Genomic DNA, 23,439 nt, shown 5'->3' with positions numbered 1-23,439 from the left:
CGCCCTGGGGAGACGTCAAAGGTGACGCTCCGGAGTCTCAGGGTTGCACGCCTCGGCAGGAGGTCTAAAATTCGGAAAAACCCAAGCCGGGAGAACATCATGTTCGACGACGACGCAGTCAAAAAGCCGAGAGGGCACGAGGTCGGCATGCTGATCGACACGATGTCGGTCGAGGAACTCGAGGAGCGGATTGGCCTGTTGAAGGCCGAGATCGCTCGCCTCGAGCAGGCAATCGCGGCGCGCAACAAAACCCGCTCGGAGGCGGAATCGCTGTTCAAGCTGTGAGGCGCCGCCGGGCGTCGCGCTGGTGACGGAATGGCAAGGTTAAGAAAGCGAGTCTCGTTAACCTCAAATTAACACATTGCCGTTAACTTAGATCGTATCCAGTTCTCTGGATTTTGCAGAGTGGTTTCTCCCTCTGTTTGACGCCTCCCTGTTAACTTTCGAGAGCCGTTTCGACGGCTCTTTTCTTTTGTGCCGTTGCCAATGGTCCGTTAAGCCAACGGCAAGGGGGCGAGCGCATAACGGGGTATCCGGCAGCAGGCGCCGGTCGCAATTTTCCGTTACCCGGGCAGCAACAGCGTGGACGACAGCAGGCAGAAGCAGAAGCCGGTGGCCATCGGGCCGCGCATCGTTGCGTCGGGCGGGTTCGACATGCTCTATCGCGAGGGCATGGTGCTGATCGAGGAGGTCGCCTCCTATCTCGACGGCGATGGCCGCGCGGAGAGTCGCGGCCTGCCGCGCGAAGCTTCGTTCCTCTATGCCTCCGAAAGCATGCGCCTCACCACCAGGCTGATGCAGCTTGCCTCATGGTTGCTGCTGCAGCGCGCTGTAAATGAAGGCGAGCTCACTGCCGAGAATGCCCGCACCGAAAAGGAGAAGGTTCGCTTCTCCGCCACGCCAAGCGATCGCGGCGGCCCCGGCTACACCGAGCTGCCGGATCGGCTCCGCGAGTTCATCGCCAAGGGCGATCGGCTGTTCGACCGGGTGCAGCAGTTCGACAAGCTCGAGCGCGGCGGCGTGCCGGAATATGCCCCAAGCGGCGAAGGCGGCATTGCCGATCAGCTGGCGCGGCTCAAGGCAGCATTCGGCCGGTTGAAGGAATAGGCCGCCAGTCGCTACCATCGGTCGATCTGACCGGGGTGGGACAATGACCGAGACATTGACAGGTGGGTGCCTCTGCGGCGCCGTTCGCTACACCTACCAGGGTGAAGTCGGCGCCGCCGGCTATTGCCATTGCGAGGATTGCCGCAGGGTTTCGGGCAGCGCCTTCGGCGTCAGCGTGCGGGTTGCTGCCGCCGGCTTCAGCATTAGCAAAGGCACGCCCAAGAGTTTCGTCAAGGCAGGCGACAGTGGCCGGCCAGTGGCGCGCTTTTTCTGCGGCGATTGCGGCTCGCCGCTCTACACCCTGCCACCTCTGCACCCCGAGGTGGTGTTCATCAAGGCCGGCAGCCTCGATGATCCCAGTGTGGTCAAGCCCAACCGCCAGGCCTGGATGCGCTCGCGCGTCGACTGGGCCGAGATCGATCCGTCGCTCACGGCGTACGAGACGAACCGGGTGTGAGGATCGTCGTGGCCTCGCCACGCTGGAGGATGCTGCACCTTCCAGGCGCAACAAAAAGCCCGGCGCAATGGCCGGGCTTTGGTCGTCGTCGGTGCCGTCAGGCTTAGAAGCCGAGGCCCTTAAACTTGTCCTTGAAGCGGGTGACGCGGCCACCGCGGTCCATCAGGTTGCCCTGCACGCCGGTCCAGGCCGGGTGGGTGGTCGGGTCGATGTCGAGCTGCAGGGTGTCGCCTTCCTTGCCGTAGGTCGAACGGGTCTGGTAGGTCGTGCCGTTGGTCATCGCCACGGTGATCATGTGGTAGTCGGGATGGATGTCGTTCTTCATGGCGCTGCCTCAAATCAAACGGGCGCCACGGCGCCCGGACGAAACGATTGATACGGATTGGCCGGGTACATAGAGAAAATCCCGCCCCTCTGCAAGCGAAAGCCGCGCGTTGTCGCGGGGCTGGCAATTCGGTTGCGGCGCGCGCGCTGCCTGCCTATATCGAGGGCACTTTGAAAAGCACCACGCGCAGCACCACCGGGGCGGCCCCGACCAGCAGGCTCGGCAGCAAGGGCGAAGCCCTGAGGACCGGGCCGCAGGACATCAAGCCGATCCGCCGGCTGATGCCGTTCGTACTGCGCTATCCGTGGCGCCTGACCTTCACCATCGGTTTCCTCCTCGTCTCGACCCTGTCGTCGCTGGTGATCCCGGCGCTGGCCGGCAAGATCATCGACAAGGGCTTCGTCGAGCAGAACCTGTCGATGGTCGGCCAGTACGGCATGATCGCCATCGGCGTGGCGCTGGTGATGGCGCTGGCCAGCGCCGGCCGCTTCTATTTCATTTCGGTGCTCGGCGAGCGCGTGCTCACCGACCTCCGCCGCAAGGTGTTCGACCACCTGTTGACCCTCGATTCGGCGTTCTTCGACCTGCACCGGGTGGGTGAACTCACCTCGCGGCTCAATGGCGACGTGGCGACAATCCGCGGCGCCATCGGCACGAGCCTCTCGATCATGCTGCGCGGCGCGGTGACGCTGATCGGCGCGGTGACGCTGATGTTCCTCACCAGCCCATACCTGGCGCTGACCATCGTCATCGTCGGGCCGGCCATCCTCATCCCGGTGATGCTCTATGCCCGCCGGCTGCGGCGGATGTCGCGGCGCACCCAGGATGCACTGGCCGACATGTCGGCGATGGCCACCGAGGCGCTGGGCGCCAGCAAGACCATCAAGAGCTTCGTGCAGGAGCCCGAGCAGTCGAGGCTCTACGGCTCGCGCGCCGAGGAATCGTTCGAGGCGGAAGTCAGCCGGGTGGGGGCGCGCGCCGCGCTGCTTGGCGGGCTGCTGTTTCTCTCCACCTCGGCGCTGGTGGTGCTGGTCTGGTGGGGCGCCAATGCGGTGTTCACCGGCGTCGTTACGGTCGGCGAGCTGGCGCAGTTCATGATCTACGCGCTGATGGCCAGCAATGCGCTGACCAACCTCTCCGAGATCATGGGCCTGCTGCACACGGTGTCGGGCGCCACCGAACGGCTGGTCGAGATCCTCGACACCGAGCCGGCGATCAAGCCGCCGGCCAACCCACAGGCGTTGCCGGTGCCGGCGCTCGGCACGGTCGCTTTCGAGGATGTCGGCTTCGCCTACGAGACCCGCGACAGCGAGACGGTGATCTCGGGCATGAGTTTTTCGATCGCGCATGGCGAGACGGTGGCGCTGGTCGGCGCGTCGGGCGCCGGCAAGTCGACGCTGTTCGCGCTGGTGCAGCGCTTCTATGACGTCACCGCCGGGCGTATCCTCGTCGATGGCCTCGATGTGCGGGATGTCGAGCCCGAGCAGCTCCGCCGCCGCTTCGCCTATGTCGAGCAGGAGCCGACGATCTTTGCCGGCACCATCGCCGACAATATCCGTTTCGGCCGGCCCGAAGCGACGTTCGCCGAGATCGAGGCCGCCGCCAGGGCGGCGCTGGTGCATGACTATGTCGCCGAGCTCAGCAATGGCTACGATTCGATCGTCGGCGAGCGCGGGGTGATGCTGTCGGGCGGACAGAAGCAGCGGCTGGCGATCGCCCGGGCCCTGCTCAAGGACGCGCCGATCCTGCTGCTGGACGAAGCCACCTCGGCTCTCGACGCCGAAAGCGAGCGGCTGGTGCAGCTGGCGCTGCAGCGCCTGATGACCGGGCGCACCACGCTGGTGATCGCCCACCGCCTCGCCACTATCCGCGACGCCGACCGCATCCTGGTGCTCGAGAAGGGCCGGCTGATCGACCAGGGCACGCACGACCAGTTGGTGCGGAAGGGCGGCAAGTACGCCGAACTGGCCAAGCTGCAGTTCCGCGCCGAGCTGCAGCGCGAAGTGGCGGAATAGTCAGCCGCTCTGCCGCGGCAGCGTGTTGCGGTTGGCGGCGCGCAACTGGCCGGGCGCGATGTTGCGGATACGCTTGAAAGCCTTGGCGAAGGCGAACTCGTTCTCGTAGCCGACCCGCGGCGCCACGGCCGCGATGCGGTGCCCCTGTTCGAGCAGGCTCGCCGCGACGGTCATCCGCCAGCGGGTGACATAGCTGAGCGGTGCTTCGCCGACCGCTTCGGAGAAGCGCCGGGCAAACACGGCGCGCGACAGCTTTGCCCTCGTGGCCAGCATGGCGACGGTCCAGGGATGCGCGGGATCGTCGTGGATGGCGCGCAAGGCTGGTGCTACCTGCGGATTGGCCAGAGCACCGAACCAACTGGACGACTGTGAACGACGCTGCGCTTCGAGCCAGGTGCGAAGCGTGTAGACGAAGATCAGGTCGACCAGCCGGTCGACGACCATAGCGGTACCCGACCCCCGGCTTTCCGCTTCGGCGGCGAGCAGCGCAATGGCGGCTTCAAGACCGGTCCCGCGGGTCTGGCTACCGGTGAGGTGGACGAGGCTGGGCAGGCCGCGGAGCAGCGGATTGGTGCCTGCAGCCGAGAAGGAATAGGAGCCGCAGAGCAGCACGGTGGTTTCGCCGTCCGTGCCAGCAGGGAACTCGATCGCCTCGCCCGGAGCGAGGCCGCCCAGCAGGCTCTCGAACTCGACGGCAGGCGTCTCAGGTGTATCACCCAGCGTGTGGCCGGAGCCGTGCGGGAACAGCACGATGTCGCCGGGCCCCAGGGCGACCGGGGTGTCACTGCCATCGACGCGGGCCCAGCAATGGCCGCTGACCACCACATGGAAACCGGCCCGGTGGCTGGTCTGGCCGGCATGCAGGGCCCACGGCGCGCGCAATTCGTTGCGTGAGGAGAGGACGCTGCCCAGCTGCACCGCATCCAGCACCTCGCTCAGCACATCGGCACGGGAATCGAGACGTTTGAACATGATATCGAGTGTTTCAACCATCGAAGAGATCGGATGAGAGCCGTAGGTCATGGCGCAGTCAAGGTCAAGGAAAGCTGCAAATGACACGCTCTGTTCTGGTTCTCGGTGCCACCGGCAAATCTGGTCGCCGTCTCGTCCCGTTGCTCAGGGAGCAGGAGGTGAAGGTCCGGGCCGCGAGCCGCCGCGGCATTGCCGGTACGGCCTATTTCGATTGGGACAAGCCCGACACATTTGAAGCAGCCCTGGCCGGCGTCGACGCGGTCTATCTGACGCCGCCAGAGCTGGTGGTGGACCCGACCGGGCACACTGGGCCGTTTCTTGCCGCCGCCGCTCAGGCAGGGGTCGAGCGGGTCGTCGCCGTAACTTCGATGGGGGTGGCGTTTCCCAACGAAGGGCCGGGGACGGGACGATATGAGCTCGAGCAGCAGGTGATGGCTTCCGGCCTCGAATGGACCATCCTCAGGCCATCGGGCTTCAACCAGAATTTCTCTGAGGACTTCTTTCTCCCCGGTATCCTCGGAGCCGACATGATCGCGACCGCCACCGGCGACGGCGCCGTCGGGTTCGTCGATGCCGAGGATATCGCCGCGGCGGCGGCAGCCGCGCTGCTCGACGAGGGACACACCGGCAAAATCTACGATGTGACGGGGCCCGAGGCGATGAGCTTTGCCGAGGCGGCAGCGATCATTGGGCAGGCCGCCGGACGGAGCATCGCGCACCGGCAGATCACCGGCGAAGAGTTCACGCAGCTCCTGGTCGGGGCGGGGTTGGCGCCGGACTACGCGGCGATCGTCGTCGGCAACCAGCTGGCGATCCGCGACGGATTTGGTTCGGCGATCAGCGATACGGTCCCGCGCCTTACCGGCCGGCCGGCGCGCACCTTTGCCGACTATGCCGCGAAGGCGGCGCCGAGCTGGGCGCGGCCTATTCCGTCAGCTTGAACTCGATGCGGCGGTTGCGGCGATAGGCTTCGTCGCTGTCGCCGGGATCGATCGGCGAGAATTCGCCGAAGCCGGCGGGGACGAGCCGGTTGGCCGGGACGCCCTGGGTGATCAGGTACTTGGCCACCGAAATGGCACGCGCCGCCGAGAGCTCCCAGTTCGAGGGGAATTCGGGCGTGTTGATCGGCCGCTTGTCGGTGTGCCCGTCGATGCGCAGCACCCAGTTTACATCGGCTGGGATCTGCGCCTGCAGCTCCTTGATGGCGGCGCCGAGCTTGGCCAATTCGGTCTGGCCTTCGGGCGAGATGGCCGCCTCGCCGGCGTCGAACAGCACTTCGGACTGGAAGACGAAGCGGTCGCCGACGACACGCACATCGGCGCGGCCTTCCAGCACCTGGCGCAGCTTGCCGAAGAAATCCGAGCGGTAGCGGCTCAAATCCTGCACGCGCTGGGCCAGCGCCAGGTTCAGCCGGCGGCCGAGATCGGCGATCTGGGTGCGGTTCTCGGTGTCGGTGGCCTCGGAGGCCTGCAGCGCCTGTTCAAGGGCGGCAAGCTGGGTGCGGAGCGCCGCGAGCTGCTGGTTGAGCAGCGCCACCTGCGCCGCTGCTTCGCGCGACAGGTCCTGCTGCGCCGTGAGATCGGATTCGAGTTGGGCGATAGTGGCATCCTTGCCGTCGCCGCCGGCGCCGAGGCCGGCCAGTTGCGCCGCCATCTGGTCGCGCTCGCTGGTGGCCGAGGTCAGCGTCGCCGAGAGCGTGGCGATGGTTGATTCGAGGTCGCTCGAGTTCACCTTCTCGAGCTGCAGCAGTTCGGTCAGTTCTGCGATCTGCGCGTTGAGCCGGCTCATCGCCGTGTCCTTGCCGCTGATTTCCTGGCCAAGGAAGAACTGGCTCAGCATGAACAGCGAGAGGAGGAAGATGATGACGAGCAACAGGCTCGACAGGGCGTCGACGAAGCCCGGCCAGTAATTGGTGACTTGCGAGCGGCGGGAGCGGGTGGAGCTCGCCATCAGTTCGGCCGCCGGTCGGATTCACCCTCGCGCAGCATGGCTTCCATCAGTTCGCGGAGCTTCTTGTTGGTTTCGCCCTGCTGGATGATGTGGCCGCGCAGGTCTTCCTGCTCGGCCTTGATGTGCTTGACCAGCCCATCGATGCCGCGGGCCAGCTCGGCCATGGCGCGGATGGCGTTCTGCGACGAGCCGGAATTCTGCAGGGTCGAGCCGAACTGCGCCAGCATCGCCGACATTTCATCACCGGAGACGCCGAGGCCGGTGGCCTGCATCTGGGTGACGGGGTGGTCGAGTTCGGTCATCGAGGTCATCCAGTCCTCGAGGTCGGTGTAGAAGGCGTTCTGCGCCTGGCTCGCCTGCAGGTCGAGGAAGCCGAGGATCAGCGAGCCGGACAGGCCAAGCAGCGAGGCGGAGAAGGCCGTGCCCATGCCGCCGAGCGGCGCGGCGAGGCCTTCCTTGAGGTTCGAGAACAGCGTCGCCGTGTCGCCGGCTGTGGCGTCCAGCGCCTGGATGGTCGAGGCGACGTGGGTCACCGTCTCGAGCAGGCCGTAAAAGGTGCCGAGGAGGCCGAGAAAAACCAGCAGGCCGGTCAGGTAGCGCGAGGTGTCCTTGGCTTCATCGAGGCGGTTGCCGACGGAATCGAGGATCGAGCGCATCGAAGACGGGGTGATCACCGCTTCGCCAAGCCGATCGCGCAACAGGTTCGCCACTGGCGCGAGCAAGCGCGGCTGCACCGCCGGCATGCGGCCTTCCTGCAGGGCGTTGACCCAGTTGATTTCGGGGAACAGCCGGATGACCTGGCGGAAACTGAGGATGATGCCGATGAAAAGCGTCAGCAGAATCAGCGAGTTGATGAAGGGGTTGGCCCAGAAGAAGATCAGCAGCTGGTTGGCGAGGATGGCGGCGACCAGCGCCACCAGCACCAGGAAGATGACGATCTTGACCAGATAGACCGCGGGGCTCGCCAGGCGATACGGGTCGTAAGTTTGCGACATGTCGCGGCCCCATGCTCAATGAAATCGGCCTGACAATAGTGCGCTTCGGCGAATCCGCGCAACGGTCGGCGACCCGCCATGCGGGTTAACCCCATGAAATCCCGACAATGCGACTGGAGGGTGACGGGTCGACCTGTCGTCCACCAGCGTCATTCCCGCGAAGGCGGGAACCTGGTGGGATGCTGCGGCACTCGCTGAGGCTGAGAGATCGCACTGGACACAACACCTTCGCGGGGATGACGCCGGTGGGTTGGACCGACGGATGCGCTTCGCTTCCGCTGCGGCTCAGTTTACGGCTTTGACGATCTTCAGCAGCTGGCTCTGGATGGTCTCGTTGCCGGCGATGACCTGGCCGTTCCAGACCGAGCCGGTGGTGCCGGCGTAATCGGTCATGGTGCCGCCGGCTTCGCGCAGCATCAGCAAGCCCGGCGCCACATCCCAGGGGGCGAGGCCGGCTTCCCAGTAGCCGTCGAAGCGGCCGGCGGCGAGCCAGGCAAGATCTGTCGAGGCCGAGCCGGTGCGGCGGATGCCGGAGACGGCGGGAACGACGTGCGCCAGTTGCTTCAGCTGCAGCAGGTCCAGCGCGCGACCGCGTGAGTTGATGCCGGTGACGACAACGGCGTCGGCGAGATGCTTGCGATTGGCGACGCGCAGGCGCTTGCGGTCGTTCAGCCAGGCGCCGCCGCCCTTTTCGGCAGTGAACAGCTCTTCCATCGCCGGGTTGTAGATCACCGAGGCGACAATCTCATTATTGCGCTCGAGCGCGATGGCGCAGGCGAACATCGGGATGCCGTGAAGGAAATTGGTGGTGCCATCGAGCGGGTCGACGATCCAGCGGTGCTGGCCATCGCTGCCCTTCACCTCGGTACCTTCCTCGCCGAGGAAGGAGTAGGTAGGGCGGGCCTTCTGCAACTCGTTGAAGACAATCTCTTCGGCGCGCTTGTCGGCGTTGGAGACGAAATCGGCCGGGCCCTTCACCGACACCTGCAGGTTCTCGACCTCGCCGAAATCCTTGGCGAGCGAGCGGCCGGCTTTGGTAGCGGCCTGGACCATGACGTTGAGAAGCGCCGAGCGCATGGGGAAAACTCCGCGCGAGAAACTGGAAACGTGGGAAGGGCCGCTATGTGCCCGAGAACGCCTGCAAGTGCAAGGTTGCTGTGGCTGCGTCGGCACAAGACGCCGAGTGGGCTCAGTTCGCCGGCTGCGCCGATGACTCCGTGGCAGGCGTCGGGGCAGTGTTTGCCGCGACCTTGGTCGGCGGCGGTGACGGCCAGAAGCGGGCGCGCTCCTCGGCCCGGGTGAGCTGCTCGGGCTTGATCGCGGCAAGCATCTTATCGAGCTGCGGATCCTTCAGCCCCTGCCGCCGCGCCAGGGCGCGGTACATGGCAGCATCCTCCAGATTGGCGGTCACGCCGGCGCCGGCAGCCAGCAGCTTGGCATAGCGGTTCTGCGCGACCGGGTTGCCGCCATCGGCGGCGCGCGCATACCAGCTGGCGGCGGCCGCCCGGTCCACCGGCACGCCTTTGCCGAGATAGAGAATGGTGGCGTATTCGACCTGCGCCGCGGCCAGCCCGTCTTCGGCAGCGAGCCGGAACTGCTCGGCGGCGGCTTTGGCGTCGGGGGCGATGCCGGCGCCTTCCGCCAGCATGCCGGCATAGTCGTAGCGGGCTTCGGTGATACCGGAATTGGCGGCTTCGCCGATCAGCGCCGCGGCCTTGGTGAGGCTCGGCTCGGCATAGACGCCTTCGACATGCAGCAGCCCGAGATTGTATTTGGCCGCCATGTTGCCGGCGTCGGCCGCGGTCTTGAACAGCTCGGAGGCGCGTTTGCGATCCTTCGGAACACCGCGGCCTTCCTGGCACAGCATGCCGAGCTCGAAGGTGGCGAGCGCATCGCCATGCGCGCTGGCCATACCGTACCAACTGGCGGCGGCGGCGAAATCCTCGGGCACGCCAAGGCCCTTGGCATAGATCTCGGCAATCAGCGTCTGCGCGTGCGCGTCGCCCTTTTCGGCGCGCGGCAGCGCCAGGTCGAGCGCGGTGAGGAAGAAGCCGCGCTGGTAGGCGCCATAGGCCGGATCGACCCGCTCGCCGAAGATGGAATCGCTGATGGTCAGGGCGTCGGGAGCCGGCTGGTTCAGGAACTCCTCAGGCACCGGCCCGATCGGCAGGTCTTCCATCCCCAGATTGTCCGGGAACTGCATGTCCTTGGGACGCAGGTCCTCGAAATCGGTGCGGCCGGCCTGCGCCAGCGCCGGCAGCGCCAGGCCGGCAAGCAGCAGCGCAAGCCCAAGGCGGCGCATCATTTTGCCGGCTCCGGCAGGGTCAGCGGCAGGCCGATGAACTCGCAGTCGCCGGCATCGTAGTTGGCGGGGCCGGCCTCAGGGTCTGACAGCACGCTCGGGATCTCCATGGTCTCAGCCCACCACTGCGCCATTTCGCGCTCAGGGGCGGATATGGAACCGGAAAGCGGCCCAAATAGGATGTAGTCGACCCCCGCCTCGCCTTTCAGCATGGCATCGTCGCGCGAGTGGATGTCACCGGCGCCGACGATCAGTTTCGGCTTCAGCGCGGCGACGGCTTCCCGCACCGCCTTGATGCCGCCAGGGACGTGCAGGCCATCGGCGCCAAGCAGCCGCACCAGTCCGGGCTCGCCCTCCACCAGCACGGCGGCGCCTTTCGCCTGCGCCAGCGGCACGATGCGCTTGGCGAGGTCCTTGTAGGCGTTCTCGCCCAGGTTGCCGCGCGGCAGCAACAGGGCGGCGACATCGTCGCGCTCCAGCGTCGTGGTCAGCGCGGCTACGAGCTGGTCGGGGTGAGTATCGGTGGGTGCGATGAGGAAGATTTCGGCTGACATGGCGGTGTTATAGCGGCCCCATCGCCGATGTGGAGCCGGATTCTGGCCGCAGCTGGGCAAGGGGTTACCGAAGCCGAAAAGAAAAAGGGGCGCGTGGAACGCGCTTAGTGGTCACCGAAGGGCGAGGTGCCGCTACACCCAAGCGACCCCACCCACCGGCGTCATCCCCGCGCAGGCGGGGAACCAGTGGGATGTTTCAGCCTCAGCGGGAACAGGAGCATCCCACTAGGTTCCCGCCTGCGCGGGAATGACGTCCGTGTTTGGTGAGGTGTTGAGGCGAAACACCCAGCTTGCAAGAAAAGGGGCGCCAAGGCGCCCCCAGTCGTCGGGAAGTTCGTTTGGAGGTCAGGCTGCCAGATCGAGTTCCGGCTTGTACTGGCCGAGCGCCGCCAGGGCGTTCATTTTGGCGCGGTGGGTGAAGGCTTTCTGCGCGGCCTTAACGTTCTGGTCCTCGCCGTTCCAGGTCACCAGCGCCGAAGTCTGCAGCGCCCGCCCATAGGAGAAGGTGAGGGCCCAGGGCAGGCCGCCGAGCTGGTTCATCGCCGACAGGTGCGCCGTCGCCTCCTCGTCGGACTGGCCGCCCGACAGGAAGGCGATGCCCGGCACGGCGGCCGGCACGAAGCGGCGGAGCGTCTCGACGGTGCGCTGCGCCACCTCCTCGGTGCTGACGCGGTCGCGCGAGCGAAGGCCCGGGGTCACCATGTTGGGCTTGAGCAGCATGCCCGAGAGGTCGACGCCGGCGAGCCGCAATTCCTTGAACACCGCCTCGAGCGTCTCACCGGTCACATCCTCGCAGCGCTGGATCGAGTGATCGCCCGGCTCGCCATCGGCCAGTACTTCCGGCTCAACCACCGGCACGATGCCGGCTTCCTGGCAATACATGGCGTAGCGGGCCAGCGCATGGGCGTTGGCACGGATGCCGTTGCGGGAGGGAGCATAGGAGGTGATGGCGATGACGCCGCGCCACTTGGCGAAGCCGGCGCCGAGCTTGGCATAGTGAGCGAGCCGCTGGCGCAGCCCATCGAGTCCCTCGGTGATCTTTTCGTCCTTGCTGCCGGGCATCGGCAGCGCGCCGCGATCGACCTTGATGCCGGGGATCACGTCGGTGGCATTGAACAGCTCGCGGAAGGGCGTCCCGTCCTTGGCCTTCTGCTCCAGCGTCTCCTCGGTGAGGATGACGCCGGAGATGTAGTCGGTCATCGCCTCGGTGGAGCGGAACAGCATCTCGCGATAATCGCGGCGGGTTTCCAGCGTCACCGGCAGGCCGATCAGCGCGAAGCGCTTGGCGATGGTGCCTTCGGATTCATCGGCGGCAAGGATGCCCTTGCCGCTGGCGACGAGCTTTTTGGCGATTGCATTGAGCGAGGCCATGGGCGGGAGGGTCTCCGTTTGTGCAATGGAGATACAATGCCAGACCCGCCCGCGCAGTGCGATTGGACGTTCAGGTATCAGACGAAGGGTTGAGCGTTCAGGCTTCCCAGTTCTCGACGCGCAGATCGGGAACGCGAAGGAACTCACGGGTGTTGCGGGTCACGAGGGTGAGGTCGCGGGCGAGCGCCTGGCCGGCGATGAGGGTGTCGATCGGACCGATCGGCGTTCCCAGCCGCTGCAGATATGCGCGCACTTCGGCTGCTCGCTGCGCATCGTGCGTTTCGAATGGCAGGGTCTCAAACGGCAGGCGATCGATGTTGCGCAGCGTCTCGTTGGTTCGTGTGCCCTTGTAGGCGCCAAAGAACAATTCGTGCATCACGAGCGTCGACAACAGGATACTTCCAACGCCCATGCGCCGCACTCTCTGAACGACCAATTGGTGGTTGGCAGAGAGTGCGATGACCGCGTTGCTATCCAGCAAATGGCTCACTTGAAGAAGTCGTCACGTTCAGGCCGTTCTTCAAACGGCCCTTCGTCCTCCTCAATTGCCGCGACCACATCAGGGTCGAACGGCTGCAGCTTATCCAGCCAGGCCCACTCGTCGTTTGTGTCATCTTCAGCCTTTGGAAGTTCGAGGATGACTGAATTGCCCTCGCGGCGAATGCTGACCTCGTCGCTGTCGAAGCGGAACTCCTTGGGGAGCCGCACCGCCTGAGAGCGGCCAGTCCAGAAGACCTTTGCTTTCGCAGTACTCATCGGCACCTCCATCGGTGATATATATCACCTGATATATATCACGGCCGGGGCGGCAGCAAGATCAGCGTTTCAGCGCCTCGACGCCGGGCAGGGGCTTGCCTTCCATCCATTCGAGGAAAGCGCCGCCGGCGGTGGAGACATAGGTGAACTGGTCCTTCACCCCGGCATGGGCGAGGGCGGAGACAGTATCGCCGCCGCCTGCCACCGAGACCACCTTGCCGGCCTTGGTGCGGGCCGCAACATACTGGGCGATCTCGACCGTGCCGTGGTCGAAGGGTTGCAGCTCGAAGGCGCCGAGCGGGCCGTTCCAGACGACGGTCTTGGCCTCATCGATGGCACCCTTGATGCGCTCGATCGAGCCCGGGCCGACATCGAGGATCATGCCTTCGGGATCCATCGCGTCGACGCCGTAGAAGCGGTGCGGGGCGTTGGCCTCGAAGTGCCAGGCGACGGTGGCGTCGATGGGCAGGATGATCGCGCAATGTGCGGCTTCCGCCTTGTCGCGGATATCATTGGCGGTTTCCGCCAGATCCTTCTCGGCCAGCGACTTGCCGACGCCCAGCCCCCCGGCATGGAGGAAGGTGTTGGCCATGGCGCCGCCGATCACCAGCCCGTCGACCTTCTTGATCAGGTTGCCGAGCAGGTCGAGCTTGGTCGACACCTTGGCGCCGCCGACGATGGCGATCACCGGACGTTCGGGGTTCCCGAGGCCCGCTTCGAGCGCCTTCAGTTCGGCTTCCATAGCGCGGCCGGCGGCCGAGGGCAGGAGGTGCGCGATCGCCTCGGTCGAGGCATGGGCGCGGTGTGCGGCGGAGAAGGCGTCATTGACGAAGATGTCGCCGAGCTCGGCCATGCGGGCGGCGAGCGCCGGATCGTTGTCCTCCTCGCCCGGATGGAAGCGGGTGTTCTCGAGCACGAGGATCGAGCCCGGAGGGGCCTCGTCGATCGCCTGTTTCGCCTTCGACACATCGGTCCAGTCGGTGGCGATGAAGCCGACCGGGTGGCCGGTCTCGTCGGCGACGGCCGGCACCACCAGCTCAAGCGAGAATTCCGGGTCGACCTTGCCCTTGGGGCGGCCGAAATGGCTGAGGATGATGGCCTTGCCGTCGACCTTGATGATTTCGCGAATGGTCGGCACCAGGCGCTCGATGCGGGTGGCGTCCGTCACCTTGCCGTCGGCGACCGGCACGTTGAGGTCGGCACGCACCAGCACGCGCTTACCCGAAAGGTCGAAATCGTCGAGGGTCTTGAAAGCCGGCATGGAACGCATCCGCTGCTAGGGAGAGGTGCCGCTGCTATAGCAAGGATTGCAGCAAGGGCAACAGCGGGGCTGTTGCGGCAAGAGCAACAGCCGGGCTCAGAGGCCGACGAGACCTGCCAGCGTGCCCGACAGGGCGAACAGCAGCGCGCCCAGCCCGATATGGCGCACCGCGAAGTAGAGGTTGGTGTTGAAGGTGAAGCGAGCGAAGCCCTCGCTCGGCCAGTGCCGCGGCCCGATGCGGCGGCGCAGCGCCCGGTCGGCCAGCACCACGTAAAGCCCGAAGGCGGCCAACGGGATCAGGAACCAGGTCGCGTCGTGCCGCACCCCCAGGGCAAGGCTACCCACGACATTGGCGACAACGAGAAGCCGTTCGATATCACGCACCGGCCGATCTCCGGATCAGGGATCAACTGGTCATGGATAATAGCGCGCCGACATAACGCTTTGGCGACGAAGAGGTTAACCGTGGATGACAGCCGTGCGGCCCAAAGCAAAGGGGCGCCCGTGGGGCGCCCCTGAGGTCCATAGGCCGACCGCTGAATCAGGGGCCGCCGATGCCGCCGAAGCCTCCGAAGAGGCTGCTCACACCCTGCACCGGACGGAGCGAAGCACCACTGCGATCACGATCGATCAGGGAGTCCTCGCCGAGCGCAAAGCGGGCACCGACCAGGAGGCGGTGATCGCCTATTGTGGGTTCGCCGCCGCCCATCGGTACGTCGAACGAGGAGGTCGAGTAGTCGTATGTCGCGAACAGTGAAACCGGGAGCGACTCGAGCTTGTATTCAATACCCGCACCGATGCTCACGGTGTCGAACGCCGCCGACAAGAGTTCGAGTTCCAGTGTGCTAAAGCCGGCACGCGCTTCGATCCGCAGATTGGGCGTCAGGAAGTAGCGTGCCTCGGCATTGGCGAACCAGCCGCTGAGGCCGATCGACATGGGACCGCTGCCTGAGTCGAATTGCTGCATGCCGGCCTGGCCGTACAGCGTGAGGTTGTCGAAGTACACCTGGGCTTCACCGCCGACATAGGCGCGATCGATGGTGCCTGCGCTGAGAGAGTCGTAGCTCACGTCGTCGCGACCGATCTGCACGAAGCCACCGACGAGGAACTTGTCGGCTTCGCGATAGAAGCCGTGCAGTGCTCCATCGAAGCTGTTCGTCGTTACGTCGTTGCCCGCTTCATCGAGCGTGCGCGAGGCGAACTGGATGTCGCCCTGGATGCCAAGCACCGGGGTGAGCATGATGGCCCCGCTGAGCAGTGCTTCGATGGCGTAACCATCGATGCTGTCGCTGCCGCCCGGGAACTCGATCTCGGTGCCGGCCGGTCCCGCGCCGATAGAGATGAAGCCGGTGGGGTCGGCCAAGGCTGGGGTGGCAAACGGGGCCGCAAGCAAAGCTGCGGCGCCAAGCGCAATGGCCTGGTTTTTCATGGTGGTTCTCCCGACGTGACGCAGCTGCTGACTGCTGAGGCTGGCATCCGGACCGATCCTGAGGATCGACCTTGGCAATGAATCGGATGTATCGAGAGTATGCGGCAGGCAATCGCCTGGCTCAACCCGCAAAATCGCCGGCAGTGTAAATAACCCATTGATAACACAAACGTTCTGGACCGGCAGTTATTGCCGGTCACACCCGGCTGAACAGCGTCGGGTAGTCCACCACGAACCCGTCTCCATCCACCGTCAGCACCTGCTCGAAGCTGCCGTCGGCGGCCTGGTAACGGTAGTGGGCGCGATCGAGCCGGGTGTAGATCTGGCCGTCGCGGAACGGCTCGAGACTGTCGAGCGGTATCCAGGCCATGGCGAATGGCTGCGGCACGCCATCGGCAAACTTCGCGCGACGGATCGGCAGGGTGTTGGTGAAGGGCGTGCCGGAGATGTCGATATCGACGCAGCCCTCGAGCTCGGGGGCGCGCTGGCCATTGCGCTTCCAGTCGCCGAGCCCGTTCGAGTTGAGCCGCAGCACGCGTCCATCCTGCAGGCGGAGGGTGAGGGAACGGAAGGTCCAGTCGAGAGCGAGCTGGATGTCGTACTGGGCGCCGTAGGCAAAGCCCTCGAACTCGCCGATCAGCACGCTGCGCACGTTGATGCCGTCGGGGGTCTCCCAGATACGGCAGTGTTCGAGCCCGACCTCACCGACTGGCTGCCAGCGAAGGTCGAGCTCGAGAGGCACTTAGAGGGTCTTGCTTGTCATAGAGTTTTGGCGAAGACGGCCGTGATATCGGCCATGCGGTTCGAGAAGCCCCACTCGTTGTCGTACCAACCCATGATGTTGACGAAGTTGTCGCCAATCACCTTGGTCTGGTCGAGCAGGATCGTGCACGAATGCGGATCGTGGTTGAGGTCGCTCGACACCAGCGGATGGGTGGTGAAGGTCATGATGCCCTTGAGCGGGCCATTGGCGGCGGCGATCAGCGCGTCGTTGACTTCCTGCGGCGTGGTGTTGCGCTTGGCGAGGAACTTCAGATCGACCAGCGAGACATTCGGGGTCGGCACGCGGACCGAGATGCCGTCCAGCTTACCCTTCAGCTCGGGCAGCACCAGGCCGATCGCCTTGGCGGCGCCGGTCGAGGTCGGGATCTGGCTCAGCGCCGCGGCGCGGCCGCGGTAGAGATCCTTGTGCATGGTGTCGAGCGTCGGCTGGTCGCCGGTGTAGCTGTGCACCGTGGTCATCATGCCCTTCTCGATGCCGACCAGGTCATTCATGATCTTGGCCATCGGGGCGAGGCAGTTGGTGGTGCACGAGCCGTTCGAGATCACCACGTGCTCTTTGCCGAGCAGGGCGTGGTTGATGCCGTAAACGACGGTCAGGTCGGCGTTCTCGGCCGGGGCCGAAACGATCACCTTCTTGGCGCCGGCGGCGAGGTGTGCGGCGGCCTTGTCGCGGCTGGTGAAGATGCCGGTGCACTCGAGCACGATCTCGACACCCAGCTCCTTGTGCGGCAGCTGCGCCGGATCCTTGACCGCGGTGACCTTGAACTTCTGGTTGCCGGCGGTGATCACATCACCATCGACCTTCACCTCGAACGGAAACTTGCCGTGCACGCTGTCATAGCGCAGCAGGTGGGCATTGGTTTCGACCGGACCGAGATCGTTGACGGCGACGACCTCGATGTCGTTGCGACCGCTTTCGACGATGGAGCGCAGGATATTGCGACCGATGCGGCCAAAGCCATTGATTGCGACGCGTACAGCCATGATGGCTCCTTCAGGGACTTCTAGGGAGAGAGAAGAAGAGCGCGGTTCTTACAACTGCGCCATGACAGCTTCAACTATGGCTTTCGACGTAATGCCAAAGTGCTCATACAGCGCCTCGGCCGGGGCGCTGGCGCCGAACGAGTGCATGCCGATGAACCGGCCCTTGTCGCCGAGCAGCTTCAGCCAGCTCATCTCGATGCCGGCTTCGATCGCCACCTTGGCCTTGGGCTTGCCGATGACGCTGTCGCGGTATTCCTGCGACTGGGCGTAGAACAACTCCTGGCTCGGGACCGAGACGACCTTGGCGGAGATGCCCTGTGCCTTCAGCAGCTCGAGGCTCTGCACGGCGATGGTCACTTCCGAGCCCGTGGCGAAGATCACCGCGTCGGCGTTCTGGTCGCCGGCGATGACATAGGCGCCCTTGGCCGACGGATTGCCGGTGACGGTTTCGGTGCGCAGCGCCGGCAGGTTCTGGCGGCTGAGCGCCAGGATCGAGGGCTGCTCGGCTTCGATGGCCAGCTGCCAGCATTCGAGCGTTTCGACCGCATCGGCCGGGCGGAAGACCAGCAGGTTCGGGATGGCGCGCAGCGTCGAGAGATGCTCGACCGGCTGATGGGTCGGGCCATCTTCGCCCAGCCCGATCGAGTCATGGGTCATCACGTAGATGACCTTCTGGCTCATGATCGCCGAGAGGCGGATGGCCGGGCGCGCATAGTCGGTGAACACCAGGAAAGTGCCGCCATAGGGGATGAGGCCCTTATGCAGCGCGATGCCGTTCATCGCCGCCGCCATCTCGTGCTCGCGGATACCGTAGCGCATGTAGCGGCCGGCACGGTCGGTGGCGGTGAAGGGTAGCGTCTCGGGCGTGTTGGTGAGGTTCGAGCCGGTCAGATCAGCCGAACCGCCGATGGTCTCGGGCAGCACCTTGTTGATCACCTCGAGCGCCAGCTGGCTCGATTTGCGGGTGGCAACCTTCGGCTTGTCGGCGACCAGCTTGGCCTTGAAGGCCTCGATGGTCTCGTTCCAGTTGGCAGGCAGCTTACCGGCGATGCGGCGCTCGAACTCGGCGCGCAGTTCGGGCTTGGCCGAGGCGAGGCGGCCTTCCCAATCGCCACGGGCGTTCTCGGAGCGGGTGCCGGCAGCGCGCCAGGCGTTGAGCGTGTGGCTCGGGATCTCGAACGCCGGGTAGTCGATGCCGAGCTGCTGCTTGGCGCCGGCGAGTTCAGCCGCGCCGAGCGGCGAGCCGTGCACGCCGTGCGAATCCGCCTTGGTCGGGGCGCCGAAGCCGATGATGGTCTTGGCGGCGATCAGGGTCGGCTTGTCTTTGGACTTCTTGGCGTCGAGCAGCGCCTTCTCGACCTGGGCCTGGTCGAGACCGTCGATCTCGATAGTGTTCCAGCCGCACGCCTTGAAGCGGGCGATCTGGTCGGTCGAGTCGGCGTTGGAAACCCGGCCGTCGATGGTGATGTTGTTGTTGTCCCAGATGACCACGAGCTTGTTGAGCTTCAGGTGTCCGGCGAGCGAGATCGCCTCCTGGCTCACGCCTTCCATCAGGCAGCCGTCACCGGCGATCACCCAGGTATAGTGGTCGACGAGGTCGGAGCCGAACTCGGCGGCGAGCTTGGCTTCGGCAACGGCGAAGCCGACCGAGTTGGCAATGCCCTGGCCGAGCGGGCCGGTGGTGGTCTCGATGCCCGGGGCGAAATGGTACTCCGGGTGGCCGGCGGTTTTCGAACCGAGCTGGCGGAACTGCTTCAGCTGGTCGATCGTCATGTCCTCGTAGCCGAGCAGGTACAGCGAAGCGTAGAGCAGCATGGAGCCGTGGCCGGCGGAGAGAATGAAGCGATCGCGATCGGCCCACCAGGGGTGCTTCGGATCGAACTTCATCACCTTGGTGAACAGCACCGTGGCGATGTCGGCCACGCCCATCGGCAGGCCGGGGTGACCGGAATTGGCTTTCTCCACCGCATCCATGGCGAGGGAACGGATGGCATTGGCCATCTCATTGGCTTGGGCGGAGTTGGTCATCAGGGGTGCTCTCGGCTAAGGGACAGAAGCCCGGAAATCCGGGCGCCTCGAACCCTCCTGCCGAGGCGGGTTGACGCTTAGCAGGTTCCTTTGACCTGTCAATGTCGCCTCCCGCAGGGGGGCGTTGCCATGCCGCGCAAGCTTTGCGCTATAGTACCAAGTGGAATCGCCCTTTTTCCACGACGGGGGTCGGGATGGCCGAGCAGCACGCCGAGGATGGATACGAAGCCGCCGCCAGCCGGCTCGACAAGGCGTTCGCGCGGCTCGAGGCGAGCGTACGCAGCCTCAATGGCCGGGTGCGGGCGCATAGCCGGATCGAATCCGATACACAGAAGCTGGTGAGCGAGCGGCAGCGCCTGGCGCAGGAGCTCGACAAGGTCAGCGCCAAGGCCAAGCGCCTCGACGACAGCTCGGCGGAAGTGGCGCGGCGGCTCGTCGTCGCCATGGAGTCGGTGCGCGAGGTGCTGGCGCAAGACGGTTCGGCGAAACAGGGATAGCTGAGATGCCCGAGGTCAATGTCGACATCAACGGCCGCAAGTACCGCATGGCCTGCGAAGAAGGCCAGGAGCAACATCTGCTTGGGCTCGCCGACCGCTTCAACCAGCATATCGACCAGTTCAAGGGCACGTTCGGCGAGATCGGCGACAACCGGCTGACGGTGATGGCCGGGATCGCGGTGCTCGACGAGCTGGCCGAGGCCGAACGCCGCATCACCGAACTGAAGCAGGATGTCGCCAACCTCACCCAGGTCGGCGAGGCGTTGACGCATGAGGCCGAGGAACTGGAACGCAAGTTCGCCAAGCGGCTCAACGAAGCGGCACGCAAGATCGAGGCCATATCGAGCGCCATCGACGAGACCGGCGCGGCAGCCGGGGCTTAGTTTTTTCTCACGATGCAGGAGCCGCCGGCCGCCAGTAGCTTGGCGCAGAGCGCATCGGCCTCGGCACGGTTGTCGCGGCCGATCATGGCGTAGTGCCTGAGCCGCGGTCCGAAATTGGGGTTGCGGGCCATCAGCAGCATCAGCTTCTCGCTGCCCAGGACCTTGGGGTAGTTCGCCTGCACCCGCTCGAAGCGCCGGATGACGACACCCTGCGAGAAGTTCTGCGCCAGCAGGACGCCCCACGGCTTCCACTCGCTTGGCTGCCGGTCGAGGCTGGGCACCTGCTCGGCCTCCGCCATCTTCACGCAGGCATCGATGAAGGGCTCGTCCTTGCCGATGGCGTAATCGACATCGGGCGGGACCTCGGCCAGCCAGGCATCCGGATCGCGGCCGGTGACGATCTCGACGTAGAAGCGGGTCTCGGCCGGCAGATAGTTGACACCCTTGAGGTAACCCGAGGTCCGTCCCTCGCCGCTGTTATAGGCGGCGGCCGCCAGCCCCAGGTTGCCGAACTTGTCAGTGAGAAAGCGCAGATACGTCGCCGATTTGGCCAGTGCCTCGCTTGGGTCGAACGCGTTGCGGAGCCCGCGGAGGCGGGCTGTCGAGGGAATGAACTGGGCGATCCCCTGCGCTCCGGCGGTGCTGAGAGCGAATGGATCGAAGCGGCTCTCCTGCCAGATCAGCCGGGCGAAATACCCAGCCGGCAGTTGCTCGCGCCAGGCGAACAGCTGGATTGCGCCGCAGGTATCGCGGAAGAACGTGTCCTGCCGGATGCACACCGCCGTCCAGGACGGTGCGGAGGGATCGGCGGCATAACAGGAGCGGGGCTTGGCCGATTCCGCGTCGCTTTCGACAGCGTGCACCGCGCCGCTCAAGGCCGCGATCGCCAGTGCCAGGCCGAGGCTGATCAGGAGTCTGCCACGCATAGGGGAAACTAGGCTGTGCTGCCGGGTTCCGGCAAGCGTCGGAGAATTGGCAAAGTTTGCCAATCTTTGCTAGATTGACGTCAAAGGAGCTTTGCCATGGCCACCATGAACATCTCACTGCCCGACAAGATGAAGCAATGGGTTGAGGAGCAGGTCGCGACCGGCCGGTATGCGAATGCCAGCGATCTGATGCGCGACGTCATCCGGGAGCGGCAGGAGAAGTCGGCTGCCATTGCGCGGCTGCAGGCCGAGATCGACAAGGGCCGCGCCAGCGGGATCAGCGACAAGTCAGTGGATGAGATTTTTGCTGAGGCCCGGAAGAAGGCGATAGCTGCTCTCAAGGCGCGCGATGCCGCCGCCTAGGATATCTCCTGCAGCGCAACAGGACATTGACGAGATCTACCTCTACGGCGTCCTGACCTACGGCCCGAAGCAGGCGGATAGCTACACCAACAGTTTGCGCGGCGCGGTACTTCTCATTGCCGAGCATCCCTTCATGGGAAGAGAGCGCGATGAAGTTCGGCCGCCGATCCGGCTGTGGCACCACGAGGCCCACCACCTGTTCTACGATCTGATCGATGGAACCGTCGTCGTGCAGCGTGTGCTGCATCATTCGGCCGACTGGACCGAGCTGTTCTAGCCGCTGAACCGCCCGGGTTCCCAATTCGCCAGCACGGCCTGCTGCAGGTCGATCTCTTCCATGATTTCGCGCAGCACTTCGTCGTCGAGCTTGCGCTCGTCGCGGGCGGCGACCAGGGCGGTGCGGCGGGCTTCCAGCACGGCGCGGCCGAGTTCCAGCACCATGGAGTCGTGCTCGCTATGTGACTGACGCTCCGCCGCGTCCTCGACGCTGGCGCGCTTCAACATCTGTTCGGCGGCGGCGCGGGCCCTCGCGTCGGTCTGGCCATCGCGGAAAGCGGTGATGGCGGCGCGGCCGGCGGCGTCGGCGATGTCGCGGGCGACAGCGTGCTGGCTGGCGCGATACTTGTCTTCAGCCGGGTCGGAAATGCCGAGCACGCTGATCAGCCAGGGGAGAGTGAGGCCCTGCACCAGCAGTGTGCCGATGGTCACCGCGAAGGCGACGAACTGGATGACCTCGCGGCCGGGAAAGGCGTCACCGGCGAGCGTCGTCAGCGGAATACCGGCAGCGGCGGCGAGGGTGACCACGCCGCGCATGCCGGTCCACGAGATCACCAGGTTCTCCTGCCAAGTGAACGGTTCGGGAACATCGTAGCCGCCCTGCCGCAGCACTTCGCGGCGGCGCTCGAAGCGACCATCGCGCCGGCCGAGCCGCCCCAGCCGTGGCGGTGGTTCCTCGCCGGCCTGCATGCGGGCGATGGACTCACGCACCCGGCGGGTCTGCCAGCGCGAGACGAAGCCGGTGCCGAATACCCAGGCGATGCGGACGAGGATCACCGCCACGAGAACGAGCAGCGACAGGCCGAGCAGCTCGATCAGGCTGAAGCCGGTGGCCGTCGCTTCCTCGATGACGAACTTCATCTGCAGGCCGATATAGGCGAAGACGAATGCCTCGAGCAGGGCATCGGCAGTGCGCCAGAACTGCCGCTCCTGGATACGCGCGGCATAGCCGGTTTCGGTGGAATTGTGCCCGAGCGAAAAGCCCGCCGCGACCACGGCGAGGACGCCTGAGGCGCCGACCTCCTCGGCCACCAGGTAGGCCGCGAACGGCACCAGCACGGAGAGCACGGTGACCAGCGAGGCGTTGGTCATGCGCAGCCGGGTGCGGTGGATGATGGCGCCGATCACCATGCCGATGACGATGCCGACGACCACGGCGTAAATGAAATAGAGAAAGCCATTGTCGATGAACAGGTGCCGGCCGGTTACCGTCGCCGTGGCGAAGGCGAAGAGGGTCAGCGCCGCTGCGTCGTTGATCAGGCTCTCGCCTTTCAGCACGGTCATCATCCGGCTGGGGAGTCCGAGTTTGCGGCCGACCGCCACGGCGGTCACCGCGTCGGGTGGCGAGACGACCGCCGCCAGCACCGTCGCCACCGCCAGCGTCATGCCGGGAATGATCGAAGCGGAAACCGCACCGACGACGAAGGTGGTCACCAGCACGAGGATGACGCCCAGGTTGATGATCGAGGGCAGCCGCCGGATGAAGCTGATGAACGAGAACTCGGTAGCGGCCGAAAAGAGCAAAGGCGGCAGCACCACGGTGAGGATGATCTCGGGCTCGAGCTCCAGCCGCGGCAGGCCGGGAATGAACGAGGCGGCGAGGCCCACCAGCGCGAGCAGCAGTGGCGCCTGGATGTTGCGCCGTTCCGCGAAGATGGTGACCGCAATGGCCGCGATCATCACCAGGAGGATCTGTGAAACCATG

27 protein-coding genes are annotated in these 23,439 nt (G+C 65.4%); 9 read left to right on the top strand and 18 right to left on the bottom strand.

Annotation, left to right across the window (positions count from 1 at the left end):
• The first annotated feature begins 99 nt into the window (after positions 1 to 99).
• The 3 genes from VW23_RS09770 to VW23_RS09760 all read left to right on the top strand — a co-directional run bounded on the left by VW23_RS09770 (position 100) and on the right by VW23_RS09760 (position 1,564).
• Positions 100 to 285: a DUF1192 domain-containing protein gene (locus VW23_RS09770; protein ID WP_055883079.1), complete on the top strand. Its 186-nt coding sequence runs from the start codon at positions 100 to 102 to the stop codon at positions 283 to 285.
• A 297-nt stretch (positions 286 to 582) separates the two neighbouring features.
• The gene (rcdA, locus tag VW23_RS09765; RefSeq protein ID WP_069909380.1) at positions 583 to 1,107 is read left to right on the top strand and encodes a protease adaptor protein RcdA; all 525 of its coding nucleotides are present in this window, start codon (positions 583 to 585) and stop codon (positions 1,105 to 1,107) included.
• Between the two features lie 43 nt (positions 1,108 to 1,150).
• Positions 1,151 to 1,564: a GFA family protein gene (locus tag VW23_RS09760; RefSeq protein WP_069909379.1), complete on the top strand. Its 414-nt coding sequence runs from the start codon at positions 1,151 to 1,153 to the stop codon at positions 1,562 to 1,564.
• 103 nt (positions 1,565 to 1,667) lie between these two features.
• On the opposite strand, the gene rpmE is transcribed toward VW23_RS09760, so the two are convergent.
• Entirely contained in the window at positions 1,668 to 1,889 is a 222-nt protein-coding gene (gene rpmE / locus VW23_RS09755) for a 50S ribosomal protein L31 (RefSeq protein WP_055046196.1), read from the bottom strand.
• A gap of 170 nt (positions 1,890 to 2,059) precedes the next feature.
• On the opposite strand from rpmE, the gene VW23_RS09750 reads away from it, so the two are divergent.
• Positions 2,060 to 3,904, top strand: a complete 1,845-nt coding sequence (locus VW23_RS09750) for an ABC transporter transmembrane domain-containing protein (protein ID WP_244513481.1) — start codon at positions 2,060 to 2,062, stop codon at positions 3,902 to 3,904.
• On the opposite strand, the gene VW23_RS09745 is transcribed toward VW23_RS09750, so the two are convergent.
• Positions 3,905 to 4,876, bottom strand: a complete 972-nt coding sequence (locus tag VW23_RS09745; RefSeq protein ID WP_069909408.1) for an AraC family transcriptional regulator — start codon at positions 4,874 to 4,876, stop codon at positions 3,905 to 3,907.
• An 80-nt stretch (positions 4,877 to 4,956) separates the two neighbouring features.
• On the opposite strand from VW23_RS09745, the gene VW23_RS09740 reads away from it, so the two are divergent.
• Positions 4,957 to 5,817 carry an NAD(P)H-binding protein gene (locus tag VW23_RS09740; RefSeq protein WP_084645858.1) on the top strand — a complete coding sequence of 287 codons (861 nt, stop codon included), beginning with the start codon at positions 4,957 to 4,959 and terminating at the stop codon, positions 5,815 to 5,817.
• Here the strand turns inward: VW23_RS09740 and VW23_RS09735 are convergent.
• The 14 genes from VW23_RS09735 to tkt form a co-directional block, all read right to left on the bottom strand.
• On the bottom strand, positions 5,801 to 6,826 hold the full coding sequence (locus VW23_RS09735) for a peptidoglycan -binding protein (protein WP_069909378.1): 1,026 nt from the start codon (positions 6,824 to 6,826) through the stop codon (positions 5,801 to 5,803). The genes VW23_RS09740 and VW23_RS09735 overlap by 17 nt on opposite strands.
• A complete protein-coding gene (locus VW23_RS09730; protein WP_055883090.1) occupies positions 6,826 to 7,821 on the bottom strand; it encodes a hypothetical protein in 996 nt (331 codons plus the stop codon). The genes VW23_RS09735 and VW23_RS09730 overlap by 1 nt, the downstream gene beginning before the upstream one ends.
• Before the next feature lie 285 nt (positions 7,822 to 8,106).
• Entirely contained in the window at positions 8,107 to 8,898 is a 792-nt protein-coding gene (locus tag VW23_RS09725) for an inositol monophosphatase family protein (RefSeq protein WP_055883092.1), read from the bottom strand.
• A 112-nt stretch (positions 8,899 to 9,010) separates the two neighbouring features.
• Positions 9,011 to 10,126 (bottom strand): tetratricopeptide repeat protein, encoded by a 1,116-nt coding sequence (locus tag VW23_RS09720; protein WP_069909377.1) that lies wholly within the window; start codon positions 10,124 to 10,126, stop codon positions 9,011 to 9,013.
• Complete coding sequence (locus tag VW23_RS09715) at positions 10,123 to 10,677, bottom strand: thiamine phosphate synthase (protein WP_069909376.1); 555 nt, start codon at positions 10,675 to 10,677, stop codon at positions 10,123 to 10,125. Before VW23_RS09715 ends, VW23_RS09720 begins: the two co-directional genes overlap by 4 nt.
• 345 nt (positions 10,678 to 11,022) lie before the next feature.
• Positions 11,023 to 12,048: a class I fructose-bisphosphate aldolase gene (locus VW23_RS09710; RefSeq protein ID WP_069909375.1), complete on the bottom strand. Its 1,026-nt coding sequence runs from the start codon at positions 12,046 to 12,048 to the stop codon at positions 11,023 to 11,025.
• Positions 12,049 to 12,145: 97 nt separating this feature from the next.
• Positions 12,146 to 12,538 carry a type II toxin-antitoxin system VapC family toxin gene (locus tag VW23_RS09705; protein WP_069909374.1) on the bottom strand — a complete coding sequence of 131 codons (393 nt, stop codon included), beginning with the start codon at positions 12,536 to 12,538 and terminating at the stop codon, positions 12,146 to 12,148.
• Positions 12,535 to 12,804 carry an antitoxin gene (locus VW23_RS09700; protein ID WP_069909373.1) on the bottom strand — a complete coding sequence of 90 codons (270 nt, stop codon included), beginning with the start codon at positions 12,802 to 12,804 and terminating at the stop codon, positions 12,535 to 12,537. Before VW23_RS09700 ends, VW23_RS09705 begins: the two co-directional genes overlap by 4 nt.
• 61 nt (positions 12,805 to 12,865) lie before the next feature.
• Positions 12,866 to 14,065, bottom strand: a complete 1,200-nt coding sequence (locus VW23_RS09695; protein ID WP_069909372.1) for a phosphoglycerate kinase — start codon at positions 14,063 to 14,065, stop codon at positions 12,866 to 12,868.
• 96 nt (positions 14,066 to 14,161) lie between these two features.
• Positions 14,162 to 14,449 carry a hypothetical protein gene (locus tag VW23_RS09690; protein ID WP_069909371.1) on the bottom strand — a complete coding sequence of 96 codons (288 nt, stop codon included), beginning with the start codon at positions 14,447 to 14,449 and terminating at the stop codon, positions 14,162 to 14,164.
• A 157-nt stretch (positions 14,450 to 14,606) separates the two neighbouring features.
• Positions 14,607 to 15,494, bottom strand: coding sequence for a hypothetical protein (locus tag VW23_RS09685; RefSeq protein WP_069909370.1), 888 nt, complete (start codon positions 15,492 to 15,494; stop codon positions 14,607 to 14,609).
• A 196-nt stretch (positions 15,495 to 15,690) separates the two neighbouring features.
• Positions 15,691 to 16,236 (bottom strand): putative glycolipid-binding domain-containing protein, encoded by a 546-nt coding sequence (locus VW23_RS09680; protein ID WP_069909369.1) that lies wholly within the window; start codon positions 16,234 to 16,236, stop codon positions 15,691 to 15,693.
• Positions 16,237 to 16,253: 17 nt separating this feature from the next.
• Positions 16,254 to 17,261, bottom strand: coding sequence for a type I glyceraldehyde-3-phosphate dehydrogenase (gap, locus tag VW23_RS09675; RefSeq protein WP_069909368.1), 1,008 nt, complete (start codon positions 17,259 to 17,261; stop codon positions 16,254 to 16,256).
• A gap of 48 nt (positions 17,262 to 17,309) precedes the next feature.
• On the bottom strand, positions 17,310 to 19,289 hold the full coding sequence (gene tkt / locus VW23_RS09670) for a transketolase (RefSeq protein ID WP_069909367.1): 1,980 nt from the start codon (positions 19,287 to 19,289) through the stop codon (positions 17,310 to 17,312).
• 194 nt (positions 19,290 to 19,483) lie between these two features.
• On the opposite strand from tkt, the gene VW23_RS09665 reads away from it, so the two are divergent.
• Together VW23_RS09665 and VW23_RS09660 are read left to right on the top strand one after the other, a co-directional pair.
• Entirely contained in the window at positions 19,484 to 19,786 is a 303-nt protein-coding gene (locus tag VW23_RS09665; protein ID WP_069909366.1) for a DUF4164 family protein, read from the top strand.
• A 5-nt stretch (positions 19,787 to 19,791) separates the two neighbouring features.
• On the top strand, positions 19,792 to 20,169 hold the full coding sequence (locus VW23_RS09660) for a cell division protein ZapA (RefSeq protein ID WP_069909365.1): 378 nt from the start codon (positions 19,792 to 19,794) through the stop codon (positions 20,167 to 20,169).
• On the opposite strand, the gene VW23_RS09655 is transcribed toward VW23_RS09660, so the two are convergent.
• A complete protein-coding gene (locus VW23_RS09655; protein WP_069909364.1) occupies positions 20,166 to 21,095 on the bottom strand; it encodes a lytic transglycosylase domain-containing protein in 930 nt (309 codons plus the stop codon). The genes VW23_RS09660 and VW23_RS09655 overlap by 4 nt on opposite strands.
• Positions 21,096 to 21,191: 96 nt before the next feature.
• On the opposite strand from VW23_RS09655, the gene VW23_RS09650 reads away from it, so the two are divergent.
• Together VW23_RS09650 and VW23_RS09645 are read left to right on the top strand one after the other, a co-directional pair.
• Positions 21,192 to 21,458 carry a type II toxin-antitoxin system ParD family antitoxin gene (locus VW23_RS09650; RefSeq protein ID WP_069909363.1) on the top strand — a complete coding sequence of 89 codons (267 nt, stop codon included), beginning with the start codon at positions 21,192 to 21,194 and terminating at the stop codon, positions 21,456 to 21,458.
• Complete coding sequence (locus VW23_RS09645; RefSeq protein ID WP_069909362.1) at positions 21,445 to 21,735, top strand: type II toxin-antitoxin system RelE/ParE family toxin; 291 nt, start codon at positions 21,445 to 21,447, stop codon at positions 21,733 to 21,735. Before VW23_RS09650 ends, VW23_RS09645 begins: the two co-directional genes overlap by 14 nt.
• On the opposite strand, the gene VW23_RS09640 is transcribed toward VW23_RS09645, so the two are convergent.
• Entirely contained in the window at positions 21,732 to 23,438 is a 1,707-nt protein-coding gene (locus VW23_RS09640) for a cation:proton antiporter (RefSeq protein WP_069909361.1), read from the bottom strand. The two genes, VW23_RS09645 and VW23_RS09640, sit on opposite strands and share 4 nt — an antisense overlap.
• Position 23,439 lies beyond the last annotated feature (1 nt).

The organism is Devosia insulae DS-56 (assembly GCF_000970465.2).
In the GTDB taxonomy this organism is placed as follows: domain Bacteria; phylum Pseudomonadota; class Alphaproteobacteria; order Rhizobiales; family Devosiaceae; genus Devosia_A; species Devosia_A insulae.
Note: the sequence above shows the minus strand (reverse complement) of the source record. Positions and strands in the feature narration are given on the sequence as shown.

Excerpts from the sequence above, each read along its gene's own strand:
- VW23_RS09770 (WP_055883079.1), top strand. The coding sequence starts at position 100 with ATGTTCGACGACGACGCAGTCAAAAAGCCGAGAGGGCACGAGGTCGGC.
- tkt (WP_069909367.1), bottom strand. The coding sequence starts at position 19,289 with ATGACCAACTCCGCCCAAGCCAATGAGATGGCCAATGCCATCCGTTCC.
- VW23_RS09710 (WP_069909375.1), bottom strand. The coding sequence starts at position 12,048 with ATGGCCTCGCTCAATGCAATCGCCAAAAAGCTCGTCGCCAGCGGCAAG.
- VW23_RS09725 (WP_055883092.1), bottom strand. The coding sequence starts at position 8,898 with ATGCGCTCGGCGCTTCTCAACGTCATGGTCCAGGCCGCTACCAAAGCC.
- VW23_RS09660 (WP_069909365.1), top strand. The coding sequence starts at position 19,792 with ATGCCCGAGGTCAATGTCGACATCAACGGCCGCAAGTACCGCATGGCC.
- VW23_RS09695 (WP_069909372.1), bottom strand. The coding sequence starts at position 14,065 with ATGCCGGCTTTCAAGACCCTCGACGATTTCGACCTTTCGGGTAAGCGC.
- VW23_RS09720 (WP_069909377.1), bottom strand. The coding sequence starts at position 10,126 with ATGATGCGCCGCCTTGGGCTTGCGCTGCTGCTTGCCGGCCTGGCGCTG.
- VW23_RS09715 (WP_069909376.1), bottom strand. The coding sequence starts at position 10,677 with ATGTCAGCCGAAATCTTCCTCATCGCACCCACCGATACTCACCCCGAC.
- VW23_RS09730 (WP_055883090.1), bottom strand. The coding sequence starts at position 7,821 with ATGTCGCAAACTTACGACCCGTATCGCCTGGCGAGCCCCGCGGTCTAT.
- VW23_RS09745 (WP_069909408.1), bottom strand. The coding sequence starts at position 4,876 with ATGTTCAAACGTCTCGATTCCCGTGCCGATGTGCTGAGCGAGGTGCTG.
- VW23_RS09640 (WP_069909361.1), bottom strand. The coding sequence starts at position 23,438 with ATGGTTTCACAGATCCTCCTGGTGATGATCGCGGCCATTGCGGTCACC.
- VW23_RS09735 (WP_069909378.1), bottom strand. The coding sequence starts at position 6,826 with ATGGCGAGCTCCACCCGCTCCCGCCGCTCGCAAGTCACCAATTACTGG.
- VW23_RS09645 (WP_069909362.1), top strand. The coding sequence starts at position 21,445 with ATGCCGCCGCCTAGGATATCTCCTGCAGCGCAACAGGACATTGACGAG.
- VW23_RS09665 (WP_069909366.1), top strand. The coding sequence starts at position 19,484 with ATGGCCGAGCAGCACGCCGAGGATGGATACGAAGCCGCCGCCAGCCGG.
- VW23_RS09650 (WP_069909363.1), top strand. The coding sequence starts at position 21,192 with ATGGCCACCATGAACATCTCACTGCCCGACAAGATGAAGCAATGGGTT.
- VW23_RS09700 (WP_069909373.1), bottom strand. The coding sequence starts at position 12,804 with ATGAGTACTGCGAAAGCAAAGGTCTTCTGGACTGGCCGCTCTCAGGCG.
- VW23_RS09760 (WP_069909379.1), top strand. The coding sequence starts at position 1,151 with ATGACCGAGACATTGACAGGTGGGTGCCTCTGCGGCGCCGTTCGCTAC.
- VW23_RS09740 (WP_084645858.1), top strand. The coding sequence starts at position 4,957 with ATGACACGCTCTGTTCTGGTTCTCGGTGCCACCGGCAAATCTGGTCGC.
- rpmE (WP_055046196.1), bottom strand. The coding sequence starts at position 1,889 with ATGAAGAACGACATCCATCCCGACTACCACATGATCACCGTGGCGATG.
- gap (WP_069909368.1), bottom strand. The coding sequence starts at position 17,261 with ATGGCTGTACGCGTCGCAATCAATGGCTTTGGCCGCATCGGTCGCAAT.
- VW23_RS09685 (WP_069909370.1), bottom strand. The coding sequence starts at position 15,494 with ATGAAAAACCAGGCCATTGCGCTTGGCGCCGCAGCTTTGCTTGCGGCC.
- VW23_RS09655 (WP_069909364.1), bottom strand. The coding sequence starts at position 21,095 with ATGCGTGGCAGACTCCTGATCAGCCTCGGCCTGGCACTGGCGATCGCG.